16 protein-coding genes and 1 tRNA gene are annotated in these 14,746 nt (G+C 63.3%); 5 read left to right on the forward strand and 12 right to left on the reverse strand.

Features of this window, described 5'->3' with window-relative positions:
* Positions 1 to 24: 24 nt before the first annotated feature.
* The gene (gene ftsY, locus NCR93_RS01565) at positions 25 to 1,260 is read right to left on the reverse strand and encodes a signal recognition particle-docking protein FtsY (RefSeq protein WP_034470527.1); all 1,236 of its coding nucleotides are present in this window, start codon (positions 1,258 to 1,260) and stop codon (positions 25 to 27) included.
* A gap of 232 nt (positions 1,261 to 1,492) precedes the next feature.
* Between ftsY and rsmD the strand changes: the two genes are divergently transcribed.
* The 3 genes from rsmD (at position 1,493) to NCR93_RS01580 (ending at position 3,063) form a co-directional block, all read left to right on the forward strand.
* Positions 1,493 to 2,119 carry a 16S rRNA (guanine(966)-N(2))-methyltransferase RsmD gene (gene rsmD, locus NCR93_RS01570; protein WP_250481452.1) on the forward strand — a complete coding sequence of 209 codons (627 nt, stop codon included), beginning with the start codon at positions 1,493 to 1,495 and terminating at the stop codon, positions 2,117 to 2,119.
* A 99-nt stretch (positions 2,120 to 2,218) separates the two neighbouring features.
* Positions 2,219 to 2,725: a pantetheine-phosphate adenylyltransferase gene (gene coaD / locus NCR93_RS01575; RefSeq protein WP_008351711.1), complete on the forward strand. Its 507-nt coding sequence runs from the start codon at positions 2,219 to 2,221 to the stop codon at positions 2,723 to 2,725.
* A 77-nt stretch (positions 2,726 to 2,802) separates the two neighbouring features.
* Positions 2,803 to 3,063, forward strand: coding sequence for a YfhL family 4Fe-4S dicluster ferredoxin (locus NCR93_RS01580; RefSeq protein WP_008351708.1), 261 nt, complete (start codon positions 2,803 to 2,805; stop codon positions 3,061 to 3,063).
* On the opposite strand, the gene hisC is transcribed toward NCR93_RS01580, so the two are convergent.
* The 8 genes from hisC to NCR93_RS01620 form a co-directional block, all read right to left on the reverse strand.
* Positions 3,060 to 4,127 (reverse strand): histidinol-phosphate transaminase, encoded by a 1,068-nt coding sequence (gene hisC / locus NCR93_RS01585; protein ID WP_250481453.1) that lies wholly within the window; start codon positions 4,125 to 4,127, stop codon positions 3,060 to 3,062. The two genes, NCR93_RS01580 and hisC, sit on opposite strands and share 4 nt — an antisense overlap.
* Positions 4,128 to 4,140: 13 nt before the next feature.
* Complete coding sequence (gene pth / locus NCR93_RS01590; protein ID WP_250481454.1) at positions 4,141 to 4,743, reverse strand: aminoacyl-tRNA hydrolase; 603 nt, start codon at positions 4,741 to 4,743, stop codon at positions 4,141 to 4,143.
* A 105-nt stretch (positions 4,744 to 4,848) separates the two neighbouring features.
* Positions 4,849 to 5,466, reverse strand: a complete 618-nt coding sequence (locus NCR93_RS01595) for a 50S ribosomal protein L25/general stress protein Ctc (protein WP_034470532.1) — start codon at positions 5,464 to 5,466, stop codon at positions 4,849 to 4,851.
* A 151-nt stretch (positions 5,467 to 5,617) separates the two neighbouring features.
* Entirely contained in the window at positions 5,618 to 6,571 is a 954-nt protein-coding gene (locus tag NCR93_RS01600) for a ribose-phosphate pyrophosphokinase (protein WP_008351701.1), read from the reverse strand.
* Between the two features lie 50 nt (positions 6,572 to 6,621).
* Positions 6,622 to 6,698: transfer RNA gene (locus NCR93_RS01605), tRNA-Gln, on the reverse strand.
* Positions 6,699 to 6,751: 53 nt separating this feature from the next.
* Positions 6,752 to 7,633 carry a 4-(cytidine 5'-diphospho)-2-C-methyl-D-erythritol kinase gene (ispE, locus tag NCR93_RS01610; RefSeq protein WP_250532142.1) on the reverse strand — a complete coding sequence of 294 codons (882 nt, stop codon included), beginning with the start codon at positions 7,631 to 7,633 and terminating at the stop codon, positions 6,752 to 6,754.
* Between the two features lie 30 nt (positions 7,634 to 7,663).
* The gene (gene lolB / locus NCR93_RS01615) at positions 7,664 to 8,293 is read right to left on the reverse strand and encodes a lipoprotein insertase outer membrane protein LolB (RefSeq protein ID WP_008351698.1); all 630 of its coding nucleotides are present in this window, start codon (positions 8,291 to 8,293) and stop codon (positions 7,664 to 7,666) included.
* On the reverse strand, positions 8,290 to 10,149 hold the full coding sequence (locus NCR93_RS01620) for a tetratricopeptide repeat protein (protein ID WP_008351697.1): 1,860 nt from the start codon (positions 10,147 to 10,149) through the stop codon (positions 8,290 to 8,292). Before NCR93_RS01620 ends, lolB begins: the two co-directional genes overlap by 4 nt.
* An 85-nt stretch (positions 10,150 to 10,234) precedes the next feature.
* Here NCR93_RS01620 and mutM point away from each other — a divergent pair, with 85 nt between their 5' ends.
* Both mutM and mutY read left to right on the forward strand, forming a co-directional pair.
* The gene (gene mutM, locus NCR93_RS01625; RefSeq protein WP_250456616.1) at positions 10,235 to 11,065 is read left to right on the forward strand and encodes a bifunctional DNA-formamidopyrimidine glycosylase/DNA-(apurinic or apyrimidinic site) lyase; all 831 of its coding nucleotides are present in this window, start codon (positions 10,235 to 10,237) and stop codon (positions 11,063 to 11,065) included.
* Positions 11,066 to 11,071: 6 nt separating this feature from the next.
* The gene (gene mutY, locus NCR93_RS01630; protein ID WP_008351695.1) at positions 11,072 to 12,133 is read left to right on the forward strand and encodes an A/G-specific adenine glycosylase; all 1,062 of its coding nucleotides are present in this window, start codon (positions 11,072 to 11,074) and stop codon (positions 12,131 to 12,133) included.
* On the opposite strand, the gene NCR93_RS01635 is transcribed toward mutY, so the two are convergent.
* From NCR93_RS01635 to hprK, 3 genes are all read right to left on the reverse strand, one after another.
* Positions 12,130 to 12,762 (reverse strand): LON peptidase substrate-binding domain-containing protein, encoded by a 633-nt coding sequence (locus NCR93_RS01635; RefSeq protein ID WP_008351694.1) that lies wholly within the window; start codon positions 12,760 to 12,762, stop codon positions 12,130 to 12,132. The genes mutY and NCR93_RS01635 overlap by 4 nt on opposite strands.
* Positions 12,763 to 12,818: 56 nt before the next feature.
* The gene (gene rapZ / locus NCR93_RS01640) at positions 12,819 to 13,691 is read right to left on the reverse strand and encodes an RNase adapter RapZ (RefSeq protein ID WP_008351693.1); all 873 of its coding nucleotides are present in this window, start codon (positions 13,689 to 13,691) and stop codon (positions 12,819 to 12,821) included.
* A 63-nt stretch (positions 13,692 to 13,754) separates the two neighbouring features.
* Positions 13,755 to 14,723 carry an HPr(Ser) kinase/phosphatase gene (hprK, locus tag NCR93_RS01645; protein ID WP_008351692.1) on the reverse strand — a complete coding sequence of 323 codons (969 nt, stop codon included), beginning with the start codon at positions 14,721 to 14,723 and terminating at the stop codon, positions 13,755 to 13,757.
* Between the last annotated feature and the right edge of the window lie 23 nt (positions 14,724 to 14,746).

Raw genomic sequence — 14,746 nt, forward strand, 5'->3', positions numbered from 1 at the left:
GCCACGCGGGCGCTCGTTTCACGTTCAGCCGAGCAACGCGTCGGCGAATTCTTCGGCGCTGAACGGCTGCAAGTCCTCGACTTTCTCTCCCACGCCGATGAAATACACCGGCACCGGCCGCTGACGCGCGATGGCCGCGAGAATGCCGCCCTTCGCGGTGCCGTCGAGTTTCGTGACGACGAGGCCGGTGAGACCGAGCGCGTCGTCGAACGCCTTGACCTGCGTGAGCGCGTTCTGACCCGTGTTCGCGTCGATGACGAGCAGCACTTCGTGCGGCGCATCGGGCATTGCCTTCGCGATCACGCGGCGCACCTTGCGCAGCTCTTCCATCAGATGCAATTGCGTCGGCAGACGTCCGGCGGTGTCGGCCATCATCACGTCGATCTTGCGTGCGCGCGCCGCGCCGACCGCGTCGTAGATCACGGCGGCGGCGTCGCCGCTTTCCTGCGCGATCACCGTCACGTTGTTGCGCTCGCCCCAGACCGTCAGCTGTTCGCGCGCGGCGGCGCGGAACGTGTCGCCGGCGGCGAGCATCACCGACTGATTGAAGCGCTGCAAATGCTTCGCCAGCTTGCCGATGCTCGTCGTCTTGCCGACGCCGTTCACGCCCGCGATCATGATGACGAGCGGTTGCGCGCGTCCGAGCATCAGCGATTTCTCGAGCGGGCGCAGCAGATCGACGAGCAGTTCGCGCAGCGCCTTCTTGACCTGCGAGGCGTCCGTCAGGCGTTCCGCGCGCACCTTCTCGCGCAGTGATTCGAGCAGGAATTCCGTTGCATCGACGCCGGCGTCGGACATGAGCAGCGCGGTTTCGAGCTCTTCGTAGAGATCCTCGTCGATCTTCGCGCTGACGAAAATCCCCGTCAGATTGGAGCTCGTCTTCGAAAGACCGTGCCGCAGACGCGAGATCCACGATTTTTTCGCGGCCGCATCGAGCGTCGGCGGCGGCACGACTTCCTCGCTCGCCTGATCCGTCTCTGGGCCGCGCGCCCATTGCGATTGCGTGCGCCCTTGCCAGTATTCCTTCGATTCCTCCGAGGGCGGTGCGGCGGGCGGCGTGGGCGCAGCGGGAGCGACGGGTTCCGCGGGCGCCGGTTCCTCCGGCTGCACTTCCTCCGACGGCGTTTCGGCGGAAAGCGCCTGACGTTCCAGCTCGGCGTCGGAGATTTCTTCGTCTTCGGCCGCCTCGACGGATTCGTCCTGAGGCGCGTCGAGCGGCGCATCAGCCGGCTTTTTGAATTTCTTGAAGAAGCTGAACATGGATGTGTGACGATGATGCGCGCGTGATCCGATGGCCCTGTGCGCGCTTTCGAGTCGTTTTTGCGCGAGGCCCGCGCGATGGGATGGAAGCGGCATATTTTATCAGGCGCTGCCGTGCGCGCCCGTGCGGCTCCCGTCATGGCGTGCGTGTGGTAACGTTGGCTTTCATTGCTCGCGCCATCCGATCTCAAGCAAAAACACGCCCGGCGCGCCCGATTCCCACCTTCCTTTTATGCCTCGCTCGTCCGCTACCCGCTCCGCCCTGACCAGCCACACGCCATCGCGCGGCGGCAAACCGCACACGATCCGCATCATCGGCGGAGACTGGAAGCGCACGCCGCTGCCCGTGCTCGATCTCGATGGCCTTCGGCCCACGCCGGATCGCGTGCGTGAGACCCTCTTCAACTGGCTCGGCCAGGATCTCTCCGGACAACGTTGTCTCGACATGTTCGCCGGTAGCGGCGCGCTCGGTTTCGAAGCCGCGTCGCGCGGCGCGGCGCGCGTGCTGATGATCGAACGAAGCGCGAAGGCGGCCGCTCAGATCCGCGCGAATCAGGCCAAGCTCGGCGCGCGCAACATCGAGATCGCGGAGGCCGATGCGCTGCGGCTCGTCGCGAGCCTCGCGCCCGGTTCGTTCGACGTGATCTTTCTCGATCCGCCTTTCGGCGATCACGCGTTGCTATTGCGCGCGCTCGAACTGACGGCGCCGCTCGCTTCGCCCGATGGCGCGATTTACGTCGAATGCGGCGATGCGCTGGACATGTCCGGCATCGATGCGCTCCCCGGCTGGAGCGTCGTGCGCGAGGGCAAGGCGGGCGCCGTCCGCTATCATTTGCTGCGCCGCGAAAATGAGGAATAATGCGCGTTCCCGATTTCGACGCAGCCGATTTCGCGGGAAACGAGGCAGAGCTGGTCGTCGCAGCCACGCGGCCCAGTGTAAATAGAAGAGGAGAAGCTCATGGTTGTCGCCGTGTATCCGGGTACGTTCGACCCGCTCACCCGCGGGCATGAAGACATCGTGCGGCGCGCATCGAGCATTTTCGATCAGCTCGTCGTGGGCGTCGCGGACAGCCGCGCGAAGAAGCCGTTTTTCTCGCTGCAGGAACGGCTCGATATCGCGCACGAGGTCCTCGGGCATTATCCGAACGTGCAGGTGAGCAGTTTCACCGGGCTATTGAAGGATTTCGTGCGTAAGAACAACGCGCGCGTGATCGTGCGCGGATTGCGCGCCGTCTCCGATTTCGAGTATGAATTCCAGATGGCCGGGATGAACCGCTATCTGCTGCCCGATGTCGAGACGATGTTCATGACGCCGTCCGATCAATATCAGTTCATCTCCGGCACCATCGTGCGCGAGATCGCGCAGCTTGGCGGCGACGTGAGCAAGTTCGTGTTCCCGTCGGTGGAAAAGCGGTTGATGGACAAGGTCGGCGAGCAGACGCAGAAAGATCCGGCGGCGCCTTGAGACGCCGGGCCCGCGCACTTATCTGCGAAGGTGCGCGGGTTTATGCCGGAAGCCATCCGGCAAGAAGAGAGTGAAGCATGTCCCTGATCATTACCGACGAGTGCATCAACTGCGACGTTTGCGAGCCCGAGTGCCCGAACGACGCAATTTCGATGGGTCCCGAGATTTACGTCATCGACCCGAACAAATGCACGGAATGCGTCGGCCATTTCGACGAGCCGCAGTGCCAGCAAGTGTGCCCGGTGGAATGCATTCCGCGCGATCCTGCGCACGCCGAATCGCCCGAACAGTTGATGGCCAAGTACCACGCGCTGATGGCCGCGAAGGGCAATTCCTAAGCGACGATATCCGTCAATGCAGCGACGAGCGCATCGCATTCGGCCGGCGTGCCGATGGAAATGCGCAGATGCTGATCGATGCGCGGCAGTTTGAAGTGGCGCACGAAAATTTCCTTCGACTTTAGCGCCGCGGCGAGCGTCGCGGCATCGTGCGCGGGATGTTTCGCGAAGACGAAGTTGGCTGCGGACGGAACGACATCGAATCCAAGCGTCTGTAGCTGCGCGCTCAACTTCTCGCGGCTCGCGATCACCTTCGCGCAACCTTCCTCGAACCACGCCTGATCTTCGTACGACGCGATTGCCGCGACTTGCGCGAGGCGGTCGAGCGGATACGAATTGAAGCTGTCCTTCACGCGCGTGAGCGCCTCGATGAGCGCCGGATCGCCGAACGCAAAGCCGACGCGCATACCCGCCAGCGAACGCGCTTTCGACGTCGTCTGCACGACGAGCAGGTTCGGATAGGCGTCGATCAGATTCACGGCCGATTCCGCGCCGAAGTCCACATACGCTTCATCGATGATGACGGGTGCATCCGGATTCGCCTTCAGCAGCACTTCGATTTCCGACAGCGGCAGGGCGCGGCCCGTCGGCGCATTCGGATTCGGCAGCAGCACGCCGCCGGATGGCGCGCGGTAATCGTCGACATCGATGGCGAAATCGGCGTTCAGCGGCACGGTCTCGTATTCGACGCCGTAAAGCTGCGCGTACACGGGATAAAAGCTGTAGGTTATGTCGGGAAAGCGGATCGGCTTGTCGTGCCTGAGCAGCGCCTGGAACGCGTGCGCGAGCACTTCGTCCGAACCGTTGCCCGCGAAAACCTGCTCGATGCGCAATCCGTGATGGTTCGCGACGGCCTCGCGCAATGCACGCGCGGTCGGATCCGGATATTTGCGCAGCGACGCGCCGTCCGCGCCGAGCTCGTGGCGGATTGCATCGACGACGCGCGGCGACGGCGGATACGGATTCTCGTTGGTGTTCAGCTTGACGGGATGCGCCAGCGCGGGCTGCTCGCCCGGCACATACGGCGTCAGACGATGGACGATATCGCTCCAGAAACGGCTCACTGTCGGCTCCAAATCAAGAATTGCGGTGCAGGTTCATCATCGCACGCTCGGTTTCGCCTGCGACGACGAACGGCATCACGGCGAGCGCGCGCTCGATCGACTGATCGATCGCGTCCTGTTCCTCGCGGCGCGGCGGCTTGAGGACGAAGTTCGCGACATCGGGTTTCGCGCCCGCGCGCGCGCCTTCGGGAATCAGATCACGCGGATGCCCGATCCCGATGCGCAGCCGCCAGTACTGCTGCGACGAAAGATGCGCGGAGATGTCCTTGAGGCCGTTGTGGCCGCCGCTGCCGCCGCCGAGCTTCATCTTGACGGTGCCGGGCGGAAGATCGAGTTCGTCGTGCGCGACGAGAATTTCGTCGGGGAGAATCTTGAAGAACTGCGCGAGCGCAACGACCGATTGCCCTGAGCGATTCATGAACGTCTGCGGTTCGAGCAGATGCACTTCGTGGCCGTGCAGACGTCCCTTGCCGTAGAAACCGTGGAAACGGCGCTCTTCGCGCAACGTGGCGCCGGCGTCGCGTGCGAACTGGTCGACGAACCAGAAGCCCGCGTTATGCCGCGTCGCCGTGTATTCGGCGCCCGGATTGCCCAGGCCGACGATCAGCTTGATCATGTCGAGTCTTGTAGAACGAAAAAAAACCCGCCGGGGCTTGCGCGCCGGCGGGTCACGTCGACCGTTCTTGCGAACGGATCGAGAGGATAGCGATATTCCGCGTGCTTACTCGGCTGCCGGCTTGTCGCCTTCAGCTTCGCCAGTCCCTTCCGACACGACGGCAGCCGGAATGGTCGCCGAAGCCACCACCGGATTTTCCGCCTCGACGGAGATCGTCAGGCTCACGCCCTTCGGCAGCGGGATGTCCTTCGCGTGCATCGTCTGGCCGGCTTCGATCTTCGCCAGATCGATTTCCAGGAACTCAGGCAGGTCTGCCGGCAGGCATTCCACTTCCAGTTCCGTCACGACGTGCGAGATCACCGCGCCCGACAGCTTCACGGCCGGGTTGGTTTCCTGGTTCATGAAATGCAGCGGCACCTTGGTGTGCAGCTTCTTCTTCGCGTCGACGCGCTGGAAGTCCACGTGCAGCACGAGCTGCTTGAACGGGTGGTATTGCACGTCGCGCAGCAGAACTTGTTGCGACTTGCCGGCCACTTCCAGGTCGAGAATCGACGAGTGGAAAACTTCTTTCTTCAGGGCGTGCCACAGGGCGTTGTGGTCGAGTTCGACCAGTTGAACGTCCGTTTCACCGCCGTACACGATACCCGGGGTCTTGCCCGAGTTACGCAGGCGGCGGCTCGCACCCGTACCTTGCTTGCTACGCTCGAAAGCGACGACTTTCATATTCGACTCCTATATCTGCCCGCGACCAGGCAGGGAAACCGGGATCATCGAAAACGGGTGATCCCACAACAAGCGACGCGAACCTTCGTCCGTTCGCGCCGATCATGCAAAAACGCGAAGCCTCTGCTTCGCGTTCCTTGCTCGATTCTGATTAACCTTCGGCGAAGAGCGACATCACCGAGTCGCCGCGCCGGATTCGGGAGAACGTCTCCGCGAGCAAACCCGCGCTCGACAGCGGACGGATCTTCGCGCACGCGAGCGATTCGGCCGAAAGGGGAATCGTGTCCGTGACGACGAGTTCGTCCAGCTCCGACGCCGTGATGCGCGCCGCCGCGCCGCCCGACAGAACGGGGTGCGTCGCGTATGCGAAAACCTGTTTCGCGCCACGATCCTTCAATACTTGCGCGGCCTTGCACAGCGTGCCGGCGGTGTCGACCATGTCATCCATGATGACGCAGGTGCGGCCTTCCACTTCACCGATGATGTTCATCACTTCAGCGACATTCGCCTTCGGACGGCGCTTGTCGATGATCGCGAGGTCCGTGTTCAACTGCTTGGCGAGCGCACGCGCGCGCACCACGCCGCCGACGTCCGGCGACACGACCAGCAGATGGTCATGGTTCTGCTTGCGCAGATCGCCGAGAAGAACGGGTGTTGCGTAGATGTTGTCGACGGGGATGTCGAAGAAGCCTTGAATCTGGTCGGCGTGAAGGTCCATGGTGATCACGCGATCGACGCCGGCAATTTCCAGCATGTTCGCGACGACCTTCGCCGAGATGGCCACTCGCGCGGAACGCGGACGGCGGTCCTGGCGCGCATAGCCGAAGTAGGGGATGGCTGCGGTGATCCGGCCTGCGGATGCGCGCTTGAGCGCATCGACCATGATCATCAGTTCCATCAGGTTGTCGTTCGTGGGAGCGCAGGTGGACTGCAGAACGAATACGTCTTTGCCCCGAACGTTTTCCTGAATCTCGACCATGATCTCGCCGTCTGAGAAGCGGCTGACCATCGCTTTGCCGAGAGGAATACCAAGGATTTTGACGACTTCCTGTGCAAGCGCGGGATTAGCGTTGCCAGTAAAAACCATCAGGCCGTCACTGCTCATCGTGCACCTGTCTGCGGCTGGAGGCGAGAGGAAAAACGCGAGAAAAGGAATGGCAGGGGAGGAAGGACTCGAACCCTCGCATGCCGGAATCAAAATCCGGTGCCTTGACCAACTTGGCGACTCCCCTACACAACTCTGAGTCTCGCCGGGAAGTGTAGGACATACCCGGCAAAACGAAACCTATGACGCGAAAGCGAAGAGAGGATGAGAATCCAGACTTGCCGTTACCACACTCTTCCAGCTTGCCGGCAATTTGGCTTGCGCCATTTCTGCTTCGGCTCGGCTGGCGAAAGCGGCAAACACGCTTGCTCCAGATCCGGTCATTCGCGCCGGTGCGAGATTGGAAAACCACTCGAGCACCTTTGCAACTTCCGCGTACTTTCCTGCAACCACAGCCTGCATGTCGTTTCGACCGAAGCTGTCTGGCCAGTTTGTGTCTGACCTTTGCCGTGCAAGAAAGTCCATCATTGTGACGACTTTAGTATCCCGTGTCAAGCTTTTTTCGGAGAAAATCGCCGCGGTGGGGACGTGAGCATCAGGCGTTACTACGAGGAAGAAACGTTTCGGCAGATCGACTGCCTGGAGCGCCTCACCTACACCTTCTGCGAAAGCATTTTGCCCGAAGACAAAAAACGGCACGTCCGCGCCGAGTTGCAGGCCGAGATTCTGCAGAATCTCACGCGAAAGATCAACACCCCAGAGACGATTTAACGCTAAAAGAGTTGTCGCCGCGTCGGAACTGCCTCCGCCGAGGCCCGCGCCCATTGGCAAACGCTTGTCGATCTCGATCTCCGCGCCGAACTTCGTCCGCGTGTGCTGCTGGAGCAAACGTGCGGCCCGCACGACGAGATCGTGTTCTTCGGGCACGCCCGGCACGTCGGTCTTGCGCATGATGACGCCGTCGTCGCGACGCCTGAAGTGCAAATGGTCGCCCCAGTCGAGCAACTGGAAAACGGTCTGCAGCGAGTGGTAGCCATCCGGACGGCGGCCCGTGATGTGCAGGAAAAGATTCAGCTTCGCGGGCGCGAGGCAGTCACGAAGCGTTTCGTTCGATGAGGACATGCGTGATGCTTTGAACCGAAAGCGGCTGAGTTATTGATCGAGCACGAGCTTGATGTCGAGCGGCGGTTCGCTGCGCGTGAGATTCACGCGCTTCACGCCGGTTCCCGGCGCGTCGGCATAGGCGAGATAGTCGATCGTCCATCCGTCCTGCTTGATTTCTTTCGGACGGCCGTTGTCCGCGCCCGGATCGAGCGTGGTCTGTGCACGCGAGCTAGGCGCGGCCGACGGCTGGAGCCAGTAGCGCAACCCTTCGACCGGCAGCGCGAAGCCGAGCGTGTTCTGCATGAGTTGAGATACGTTGTCGGCGCTGACGGGTTGCCGGTTCGGCAATTCGAGCGTCGCGAGCGAGGGCGATGAGGTCACGATCGCCATCGTCTGGCCGAGGGGATTGCGCAACTGCAGCGTGACGGTGTCGCCCGTCTCCTGCCAGTCGAAATTGCCGTAGGCGTTGCGCGGCGTGCCGTTCTGGTCGTTGTACTGCACGGCGAAGCGTCCGTGATACATGCGGCTCGTCTGCGTCGCGAGCGACGTGGATGCGTTCGTCGTCGTGGGAACGCGCGGTTCCAGCGCGCAACCGGACATTACCAGCGCGGCGGCCGCCGCGATGCCGAGCGCGCCGCGTCGAAGCGATGCGCCGGCGAATGAATCGAATGCGATCAAAGGTCGTTCACCTGAAGTCGTTTCAGCGTTTTGACGAGCGTGTCGTTGTCAGGTTCGAGCTTCTGCGCTTGCCGCCATGTGGCGCGCGCCTGATCCTGCTGCCCTGACTTCCACTGCACCTCGCCCAGATGCGCGCCGATTTCGGCGTTCGGCTGAAGGTTGTAGGCGTTCTTGAGGATCTTCTCCGCCTCGGCCGCATTGCCCTGACGGAAGCGCGCCCAGCCGAGACTATCCATGATGAACGCGTCGTTCGGGGCGAGCGAAACCGCTCGTTCGATCAGCTTCACCGCTTCGTCGAGCCGCTGATTGCGATCGACGAGCGAATAGCCGAGCGCGTTGTACGCTTGCGGGTTGTTCGGCTGCGTCCGCATCAAAGTGCGAAGCTGCGTTTCCATGACGTCGTAGTGACCGTTCTTCTCGGCGGCCATTGCGTAGTCGTACGTCAGATCGGGATCGTCGGGGAACGCGGCGACCGCCTTCGCGAGATTCGCCTCCGCTTCCTTGTAGCGATGCGCCTCGAAAAGAATCGCCGAATCGGTGCGCGCGAGCAGCGCCAGATCGCGCGGATCCGAGCTTTGCAGATTGCCGATCAGCGCGCGTGCATCGTCGACCTTGCCTTGCTTCGCGAGCAGTTGCGCGCGCGTGATCTGCGCAGGCAAATACTGCTGGCTCGTGCGCGGAATCTTGTCGAGCCACTGGCTCGCGGCGTCGTCGTTCTTTTGTTCCAGCGCCAGTTGCGCGAGATAGATATAGGCCTGACCGGGATCCGCGCCCGGCGTGTTTTCCGCCGCCTTCGCGTATTGGTTCAAGAAATCCTGCGCCTTGTCGAACTGCTTTTTCTGGATGTTGATGAGCGCGAGCGCCATCAACGGCGTCAGGTCCTTCGGGTCGTTCTTGCGCATGATCTCGAACTGCTTCTGCGCGTCGTCGAGCCTGTCGGCGGACAGATACAACTGCGCGAGCGCGAGCCGCGCGTCATGCGATTTCGGATTCTTGTCGACGTATTTCTCGAACGACGCGATGCCTTCCTTGCGCTCTTCCGGACCCATGCGCGCAAGCGTCAGCGCGGCGGGCAGGTAGTCCGGCTTGAGTTGCAACGCCTTTTCGAGCGATGCCTTCGCGCCCGGCGGATCATCCGCGACGAGCTGCTGACGTGCGAGCGCGAGTTGCGCTTCGGGCCGGTTCTGATCGTTTTGCGTCAGGTCCTTGAGCACGTTCAGGCCACCGACACGATTCGGCCCGCGCGCGAGTAAGGTCTGAAGAGAAAGTATGGCGTCGCCGCGCTGGTCCGGCGCCACCTTCGCGAGTTCGCGTTCGAGCGTCGGCTTCGCGTCTTCGGGCTTGCCGCCGACGATTAGCAGCGATGCGCTCAACTGCGCCGCGCGATCGGAATGCGGCGCGAACTGCTGCCAGAGCTGCGCCGACGTGAGCGCGTCGTTCGGGCTTTGCGCGGCGATCGCGATTTCAGTCGCGCGCTGCGCGAAACGCGGATCGTGCGTGTCGCGGGCGAGCGCGAGATAGGTCTGGAATGCGGGCGCGGGCTGGCCGCGCTGCAATGCGACTTCGGCCGCCAGAACCTGGAACACGATCTGGCTCGACATTGTCACATTCGGCAGATCCTGTGTCTCCGCGCCGCTGACGGGCGCGGTCAGCAGATCGGCGGCGTTTTGCGCGTCGGCCTGATCGTCGGCGCTCGGAACGGGCGTGGCGTTCTGCGCCTGGGCGTGCGCGGGCGCGAACGCGAGCGCGGCCATCGCGAGCGCAACGGCGCCGGCGATTCGCGACATTGGCACGGCGAACGAATGCGTCGAACTGGACTGACGCTTCGCAAACAGCTTCATGACGAACGAGTTCATGGAAATCCAGACGATGTTTCAGTCGATTGTAACGCGGTCGCTAAAATACCGGCACAAACGCCAGAGCAAGTCTCTCTCCAGAAAAATGCCCGAACTGCCGGAAGTCGAAGTCACTCGCCGCGGAATCGAACCCTATGTCGCCGGACGGCGCGTCGAGCACGTCGACGTGCGTACGCCCGCGCTGCGCTGGCCCATCCCGAAGCATCTTCCGAAGACGCTCGGCCATCTGAAAATCGACAAAGTAGAGCGGCGCGGGAAGTATCTGCTGTTCGAAACCGTCGAAGGCTGGCTGATCGTCCATCTCGGCATGACCGGCACGCTGCGTGTGCTGCGGCATGTGCCGCAGCCGCCCGAGGCGGCGAAGCACGATCACGTCGATATCGTGTTCGACGATTTCATTCTCCGTTTTCGCGATCCGCGCCGATTCGGTGCGATTCTCTGGCATCCGCGCTCGGACGGCGACGTGCTCGATCATCCGCTGCTCGCGAGCCTCGGCGTCGAGCCGTTTTCGCCGGAGTTTTCGGGCGCGCTGCTGTTCCGCGAGACGCGCGGGCGCAAGGTGTCGGTGAAACAGGCGCTGCTCGCGGGCGGGATCGTGGTGGGCGTCGGCAATATCTACGCGTCGGAGAGCCTCTTTCGCGCGGGCATCCGGCCGACGACCGCCGCCGGGCGCATCTCTCTCGTGCGCTACGACCTGCTCGCGGACGCCGTGCGCGTGACGCTCGCGGCCGCCATCGACAAGGGCGGCAGCACGCTGCGCGATTTCGTCGGCAGCAACGGCGAGTCGGGCTACTTCCAGCTCGACTATTTCGTCTATGATCGCGCGGGCCTGCCGTGCCACGTCTGCGGCACGGCGATCAGGCAAATCGTCCAGGGACAGCGCTCGACGTACTTCTGCCCGCGCTGCCAACGCTAATATCCGATGCTCGCTCTCACCGATTTTTCGTCGCGCCTCATCGCGTGGCAACGCATTCACGGCCGTCACGACCTGCCGTGGCAGAACACGCGCGATGCTTACCGCATCTGGCTGTCGGAGATCATGCTGCAGCAGACGCAGGTTTCCACCGTCATTCCGTACTACGCGCGATTTCTCGAACGCTTTCCGACGGTATCGGCGCTCGCCGATGCGCCCATCGACGACGTCATGGCGCTCTGGGCCGGGCTCGGTTACTACTCGCGCGCGCGCAATCTGCACCGCTGCGCGCAGGCCGTCGCGTACGAGCACGGTGGCGCGTTTCCGCAGACCGTCGACGAACTCGCGCTGCTGCCGGGCATCGGACGATCGACGGCAGCGGCGATCGCGTCGTTCGCGTTCGGCGCACGCGCGACGATCCTCGACGGCAATGTGAAGCGCGTGCTCGCGCGCGTATTCGGCGTCGAAGGTTTTCCGGGCGAGAAGAAAGTCGAGAAGGCGATGTGGACGCTCGCGGAATCGCTCTTGCCGGAAGCCGCGAACAACAACGATGTGACCGCTTACACGCAAGGCCTGATGGACCTCGGCGCGACGCTGTGCGTGCGCGGCAAGCCGGACTGCGCGCGCTGTCCGTTCGCATCGGATTGCGTGGCGAAGGTCGAAGGGCGTCAGCGCGAGTTGCCCGCCGCGCGCCCGAAGAAAGCCGTGCCGACGCGCAAGACATGGATGCTGGTCCTGAGGGACGGCGATTCGATCCTGCTGCAGAAGCGTCCGTCGATCGGAATATGGGGCGGATTGTGGAGCCTGCCCGAAGCGGCGGACGAAGCCGCGCTAGCGCAAGTCGCGCAGCGTCTCGGCGCCGATGAACATCTGCAGCGACTCGCGCCGATGTCGCACGCATTCACGCACTTCAAGCTGGATATCGAGCCGCGGCTCGGCGAGGCGCGCCAGGCGCCGCGCGACTTGATGGACCTCGAAACCGTCTGGGCGTCGCTCGCGAAGATCGACGCCTATGGCGTGCCCGCGCCGGTGCGCAAGCTGCTCGACGCGCTGACAGGCACGCTTCTCTAAAGCAGTTGATGATGCTGCATGTAGTGATGCACGACGTCGATGCGCGCGCCGGCGTCCATCAACTCCATGAGCTTCTGGCGTGCGCGCATCGGGATCGGCAGGATTTCGGCGAGGCGATTGGAGACCCAGGTGGGATCGTCGTATAGAAAGGGCTCGACGAAGGGCAGATTCTGCGGCTCGCGTTCCTTGATCGTGTCGATGATGCGCTCCAGCACTTCTGCGCACGCGCCGAATTTCGCGAGCGCCTCGGCGCCCTGCAGCGGCTGATCTTCACCCAGCAACTCGGCCGTGCCGACGATCAGATTGCTCGGCTCGACACGATGATCGGTGAGCCGGAAACGATCGGTTCCGCGTGCCTGCACGAGCAGGAGACCGAAGGTATCGACATCGCATTCCGCGATTTCGGCCAGGCAGCCGATGCTTTCCGGCACCGACGGATCGCCCGGCGAGGCGACTTCGTGCCCGCTCTTGAGCAGGCACACGCCGAACGGCGTCTGCTCGCGCAGACACTCGCGCGCCATGTCCAGATAGCGTGCCTCGAATATCTTGAGCGGCAGCAGGCCGCCGGGAAAAAGCACGGTGTGAAGCGGAAACAGCGGCAAGTCGGCCAGAACAGGATTCGCGGACATCGCGTCCCTCCAGGATGGACCGCCGGCGCGGCGATCAGGTTCGCGTGTGGATCGCGCTACCCGGCGGGGATGGGCGCGTCACGATGCCGCACGATCACATTTGCCGTCTCGCAAAAGCGCGCGGCGAGCGCCTCCGCGATGAACACCGAGCGATGCTGGCCGCCCGTGCAGCCGATCGCGACAGTGAGATAGCTGCGGTTGTCGTCGCGAAAACGCGGCAGCCATTTGCCGACGAACGCGCCGATATCGTCGATCATCTCGCCGACCAGCGGCTGCGCGGTGAGGAAATCGATGATCGGTTTGTCGAGGCCCGTGAACGGGCGCAATTCGCGGTCGTAGTACGGATTGGGCAGCGTCCGGACGTCGAAGACGAGATCGGCGTCGAGCGGCACGCCGCGCTTGAAGCCGAACGATTCGAACATCAGCGTGAGGTCGGCGGCGTCGGTTTCGACGAAGCGCTTGACCCACGCGCGCAGAACGTTCGCGCGCAAATTGCTCGTGTCGATCTGATGGCCGTATTCCGCGAGGCCCGCGACCAGTTCGCGCTCGCGTTCGATCGCTTCGGCGAGCGAGTTCAGCACGCCGACATCGGCTTCGCGCATCGGCGGGCCCGACAGCGGATGACGCCGGCGCGTCTCGGAGAAACGCTGGATCAGCGACTGCGTGCTCGCGTTGAGGAACAGCACGCGCAGATCGAAGTCCTTCGAGAGCTTGTCGATGATGGACGGCACTTCATCGAGCGAGAGACTCGAACGCGCGTCGATCGCGACGGCGAGGCGCGTCTGGCCTTCTTTCGCGAGATAGTCGGCGAGTTCGGGCAGAAAGCGCGGCGGCAGGTTGTCGACGCAATAGTAGCCGCCGTCTTCAAGCGCGTTCAGCGCAACGGACTTGCCGGAACCGGAGATGCCGGTGATCAGGATGATACGCATGGGTCTCGGGAAATTCGCTTTTCCTAAGCTTAGCACCTGCGCCCGATTCGTTTCGGCGCGCGCTCAGATCAGCTTGCCGGGAAACTGGCTGTCGGGATCCTGCATCGCAAGGCGTTGGCGATCCATGAAGTCGCGCAAGGTATCGATGCCGCGCAGTTGCAGAATCGTGTTGCGCACCGCGGCCTCGACCAGCACGGCGAGGTTGCGGCCCGCGGCGACCTGAATCGTCACCTTGCTGATCGGCAGGCCGAGCACGTCGACGGTCTGGCTTTCCAGCGGCAGGCGCTGGAATTCGCCGTCCGGCCGGCGCACGAGTTGTACGATCAACTTGAGCTTCATCTTCCGGCGCACGGCGGTTTCACCGAAGATCGTCTTGATGTCGAGCAGTCCGAGGCCGCGCACTTCGAGCAGATTTTGCAGCAGCGGCGGACAGCGGCCTTCGACGAAATCGGGGCCGAGGCGCACGAAATCGACGGCGTCGTCGGCGACGAGTCCGTGGCCACGGCTGATGAGCTCCAGACCGAGCTCGCTCTTGCCGAGACCGGAGTCGCCGGTGAGCAGCACGCCCATCCCGAGGATGTCGATGAACACGCCGTGCAGCGTCGCGCGCGGCGCGAGAATGCGCGACATGTACGCGCGCAGGCTGTCGATAACGGCCGCCGCCGACATGCGCGTCGTGAAGAGCGGCGTCGACGAGCGCGTGCAGCGCAGAACGAGCTCCGGCGGCGCGCCCACTTCGCCCGCGACGACTAGAAACGGCGGCTCGAGCGCGATCAGCTCGGCCATGTGGCGCGATCGGTCTTCGTCGGACTGGCGCTGGTAGTAGTTGATCTCGGCGTCGCCGAGCACCTGGATACGGTTCGGGTGAATCAGGTTCAGGTGACCGACGAGGTCGGCGCTCGACGTCGCGTTGGCGACCGTCTCGCTCGAAAAGCCGCGTTCCCAGCCTTCATGCCCGGTGAGCCAGCTGAGCTTAAGAGCGGCGGCGTTGTCGTCGAAAATGCTTTGGGCGTTGATGCTGGACGTATCCATGAGACCGGAACTCCGTTGGAAGC

The sequence above is a fragment of the Caballeronia sp. ATUFL_F1_KS39 genome (assembly GCF_023630985.1).
GTDB classification, from domain to species: Bacteria; Pseudomonadota; Gammaproteobacteria; order Burkholderiales; family Burkholderiaceae; genus Caballeronia; species Caballeronia zhejiangensis.

What these genes read in the sequence shown, in the direction of transcription:
- ftsY (WP_034470527.1), bottom strand. Translation starts at nt 1,260, where the DNA reads ATGTTCAGCTTCTTCAAGAAATTCAAAAAGCCGGCTGATGCGCCGCTC.
- rsmD (WP_250481452.1), top strand. Translation starts at nt 1,493, where the DNA reads ATGCCTCGCTCGTCCGCTACCCGCTCCGCCCTGACCAGCCACACGCCA.
- coaD (WP_008351711.1), top strand. Translation starts at nt 2,219, where the DNA reads ATGGTTGTCGCCGTGTATCCGGGTACGTTCGACCCGCTCACCCGCGGG.
- NCR93_RS01580 (WP_008351708.1), top strand. Translation starts at nt 2,803, where the DNA reads ATGTCCCTGATCATTACCGACGAGTGCATCAACTGCGACGTTTGCGAG.
- pth (WP_250481454.1), bottom strand. Translation starts at nt 4,743, where the DNA reads ATGATCAAGCTGATCGTCGGCCTGGGCAATCCGGGCGCCGAATACACG.
- NCR93_RS01595 (WP_034470532.1), bottom strand. Translation starts at nt 5,466, where the DNA reads ATGAAAGTCGTCGCTTTCGAGCGTAGCAAGCAAGGTACGGGTGCGAGC.
- NCR93_RS01600 (WP_008351701.1), bottom strand. Translation starts at nt 6,571, where the DNA reads ATGAGCAGTGACGGCCTGATGGTTTTTACTGGCAACGCTAATCCCGCG.
- ispE (WP_250532142.1), bottom strand. Translation starts at nt 7,633, where the DNA reads ATGTCCTCATCGAACGAAACGCTTCGTGACTGCCTCGCGCCCGCGAAG.
- NCR93_RS01620 (WP_008351697.1), bottom strand. Translation starts at nt 10,149, where the DNA reads ATGAACTCGTTCGTCATGAAGCTGTTTGCGAAGCGTCAGTCCAGTTCG.
- mutM (WP_250456616.1), top strand. Translation starts at nt 10,235, where the DNA reads ATGCCCGAACTGCCGGAAGTCGAAGTCACTCGCCGCGGAATCGAACCC.
- mutY (WP_008351695.1), top strand. Translation starts at nt 11,072, where the DNA reads ATGCTCGCTCTCACCGATTTTTCGTCGCGCCTCATCGCGTGGCAACGC.
- NCR93_RS01635 (WP_008351694.1), bottom strand. Translation starts at nt 12,762, where the DNA reads ATGTCCGCGAATCCTGTTCTGGCCGACTTGCCGCTGTTTCCGCTTCAC.
- rapZ (WP_008351693.1), bottom strand. Translation starts at nt 13,691, where the DNA reads ATGCGTATCATCCTGATCACCGGCATCTCCGGTTCCGGCAAGTCCGTT.
- hprK (WP_008351692.1), bottom strand. Translation starts at nt 14,723, where the DNA reads ATGGATACGTCCAGCATCAACGCCCAAAGCATTTTCGACGACAACGCC.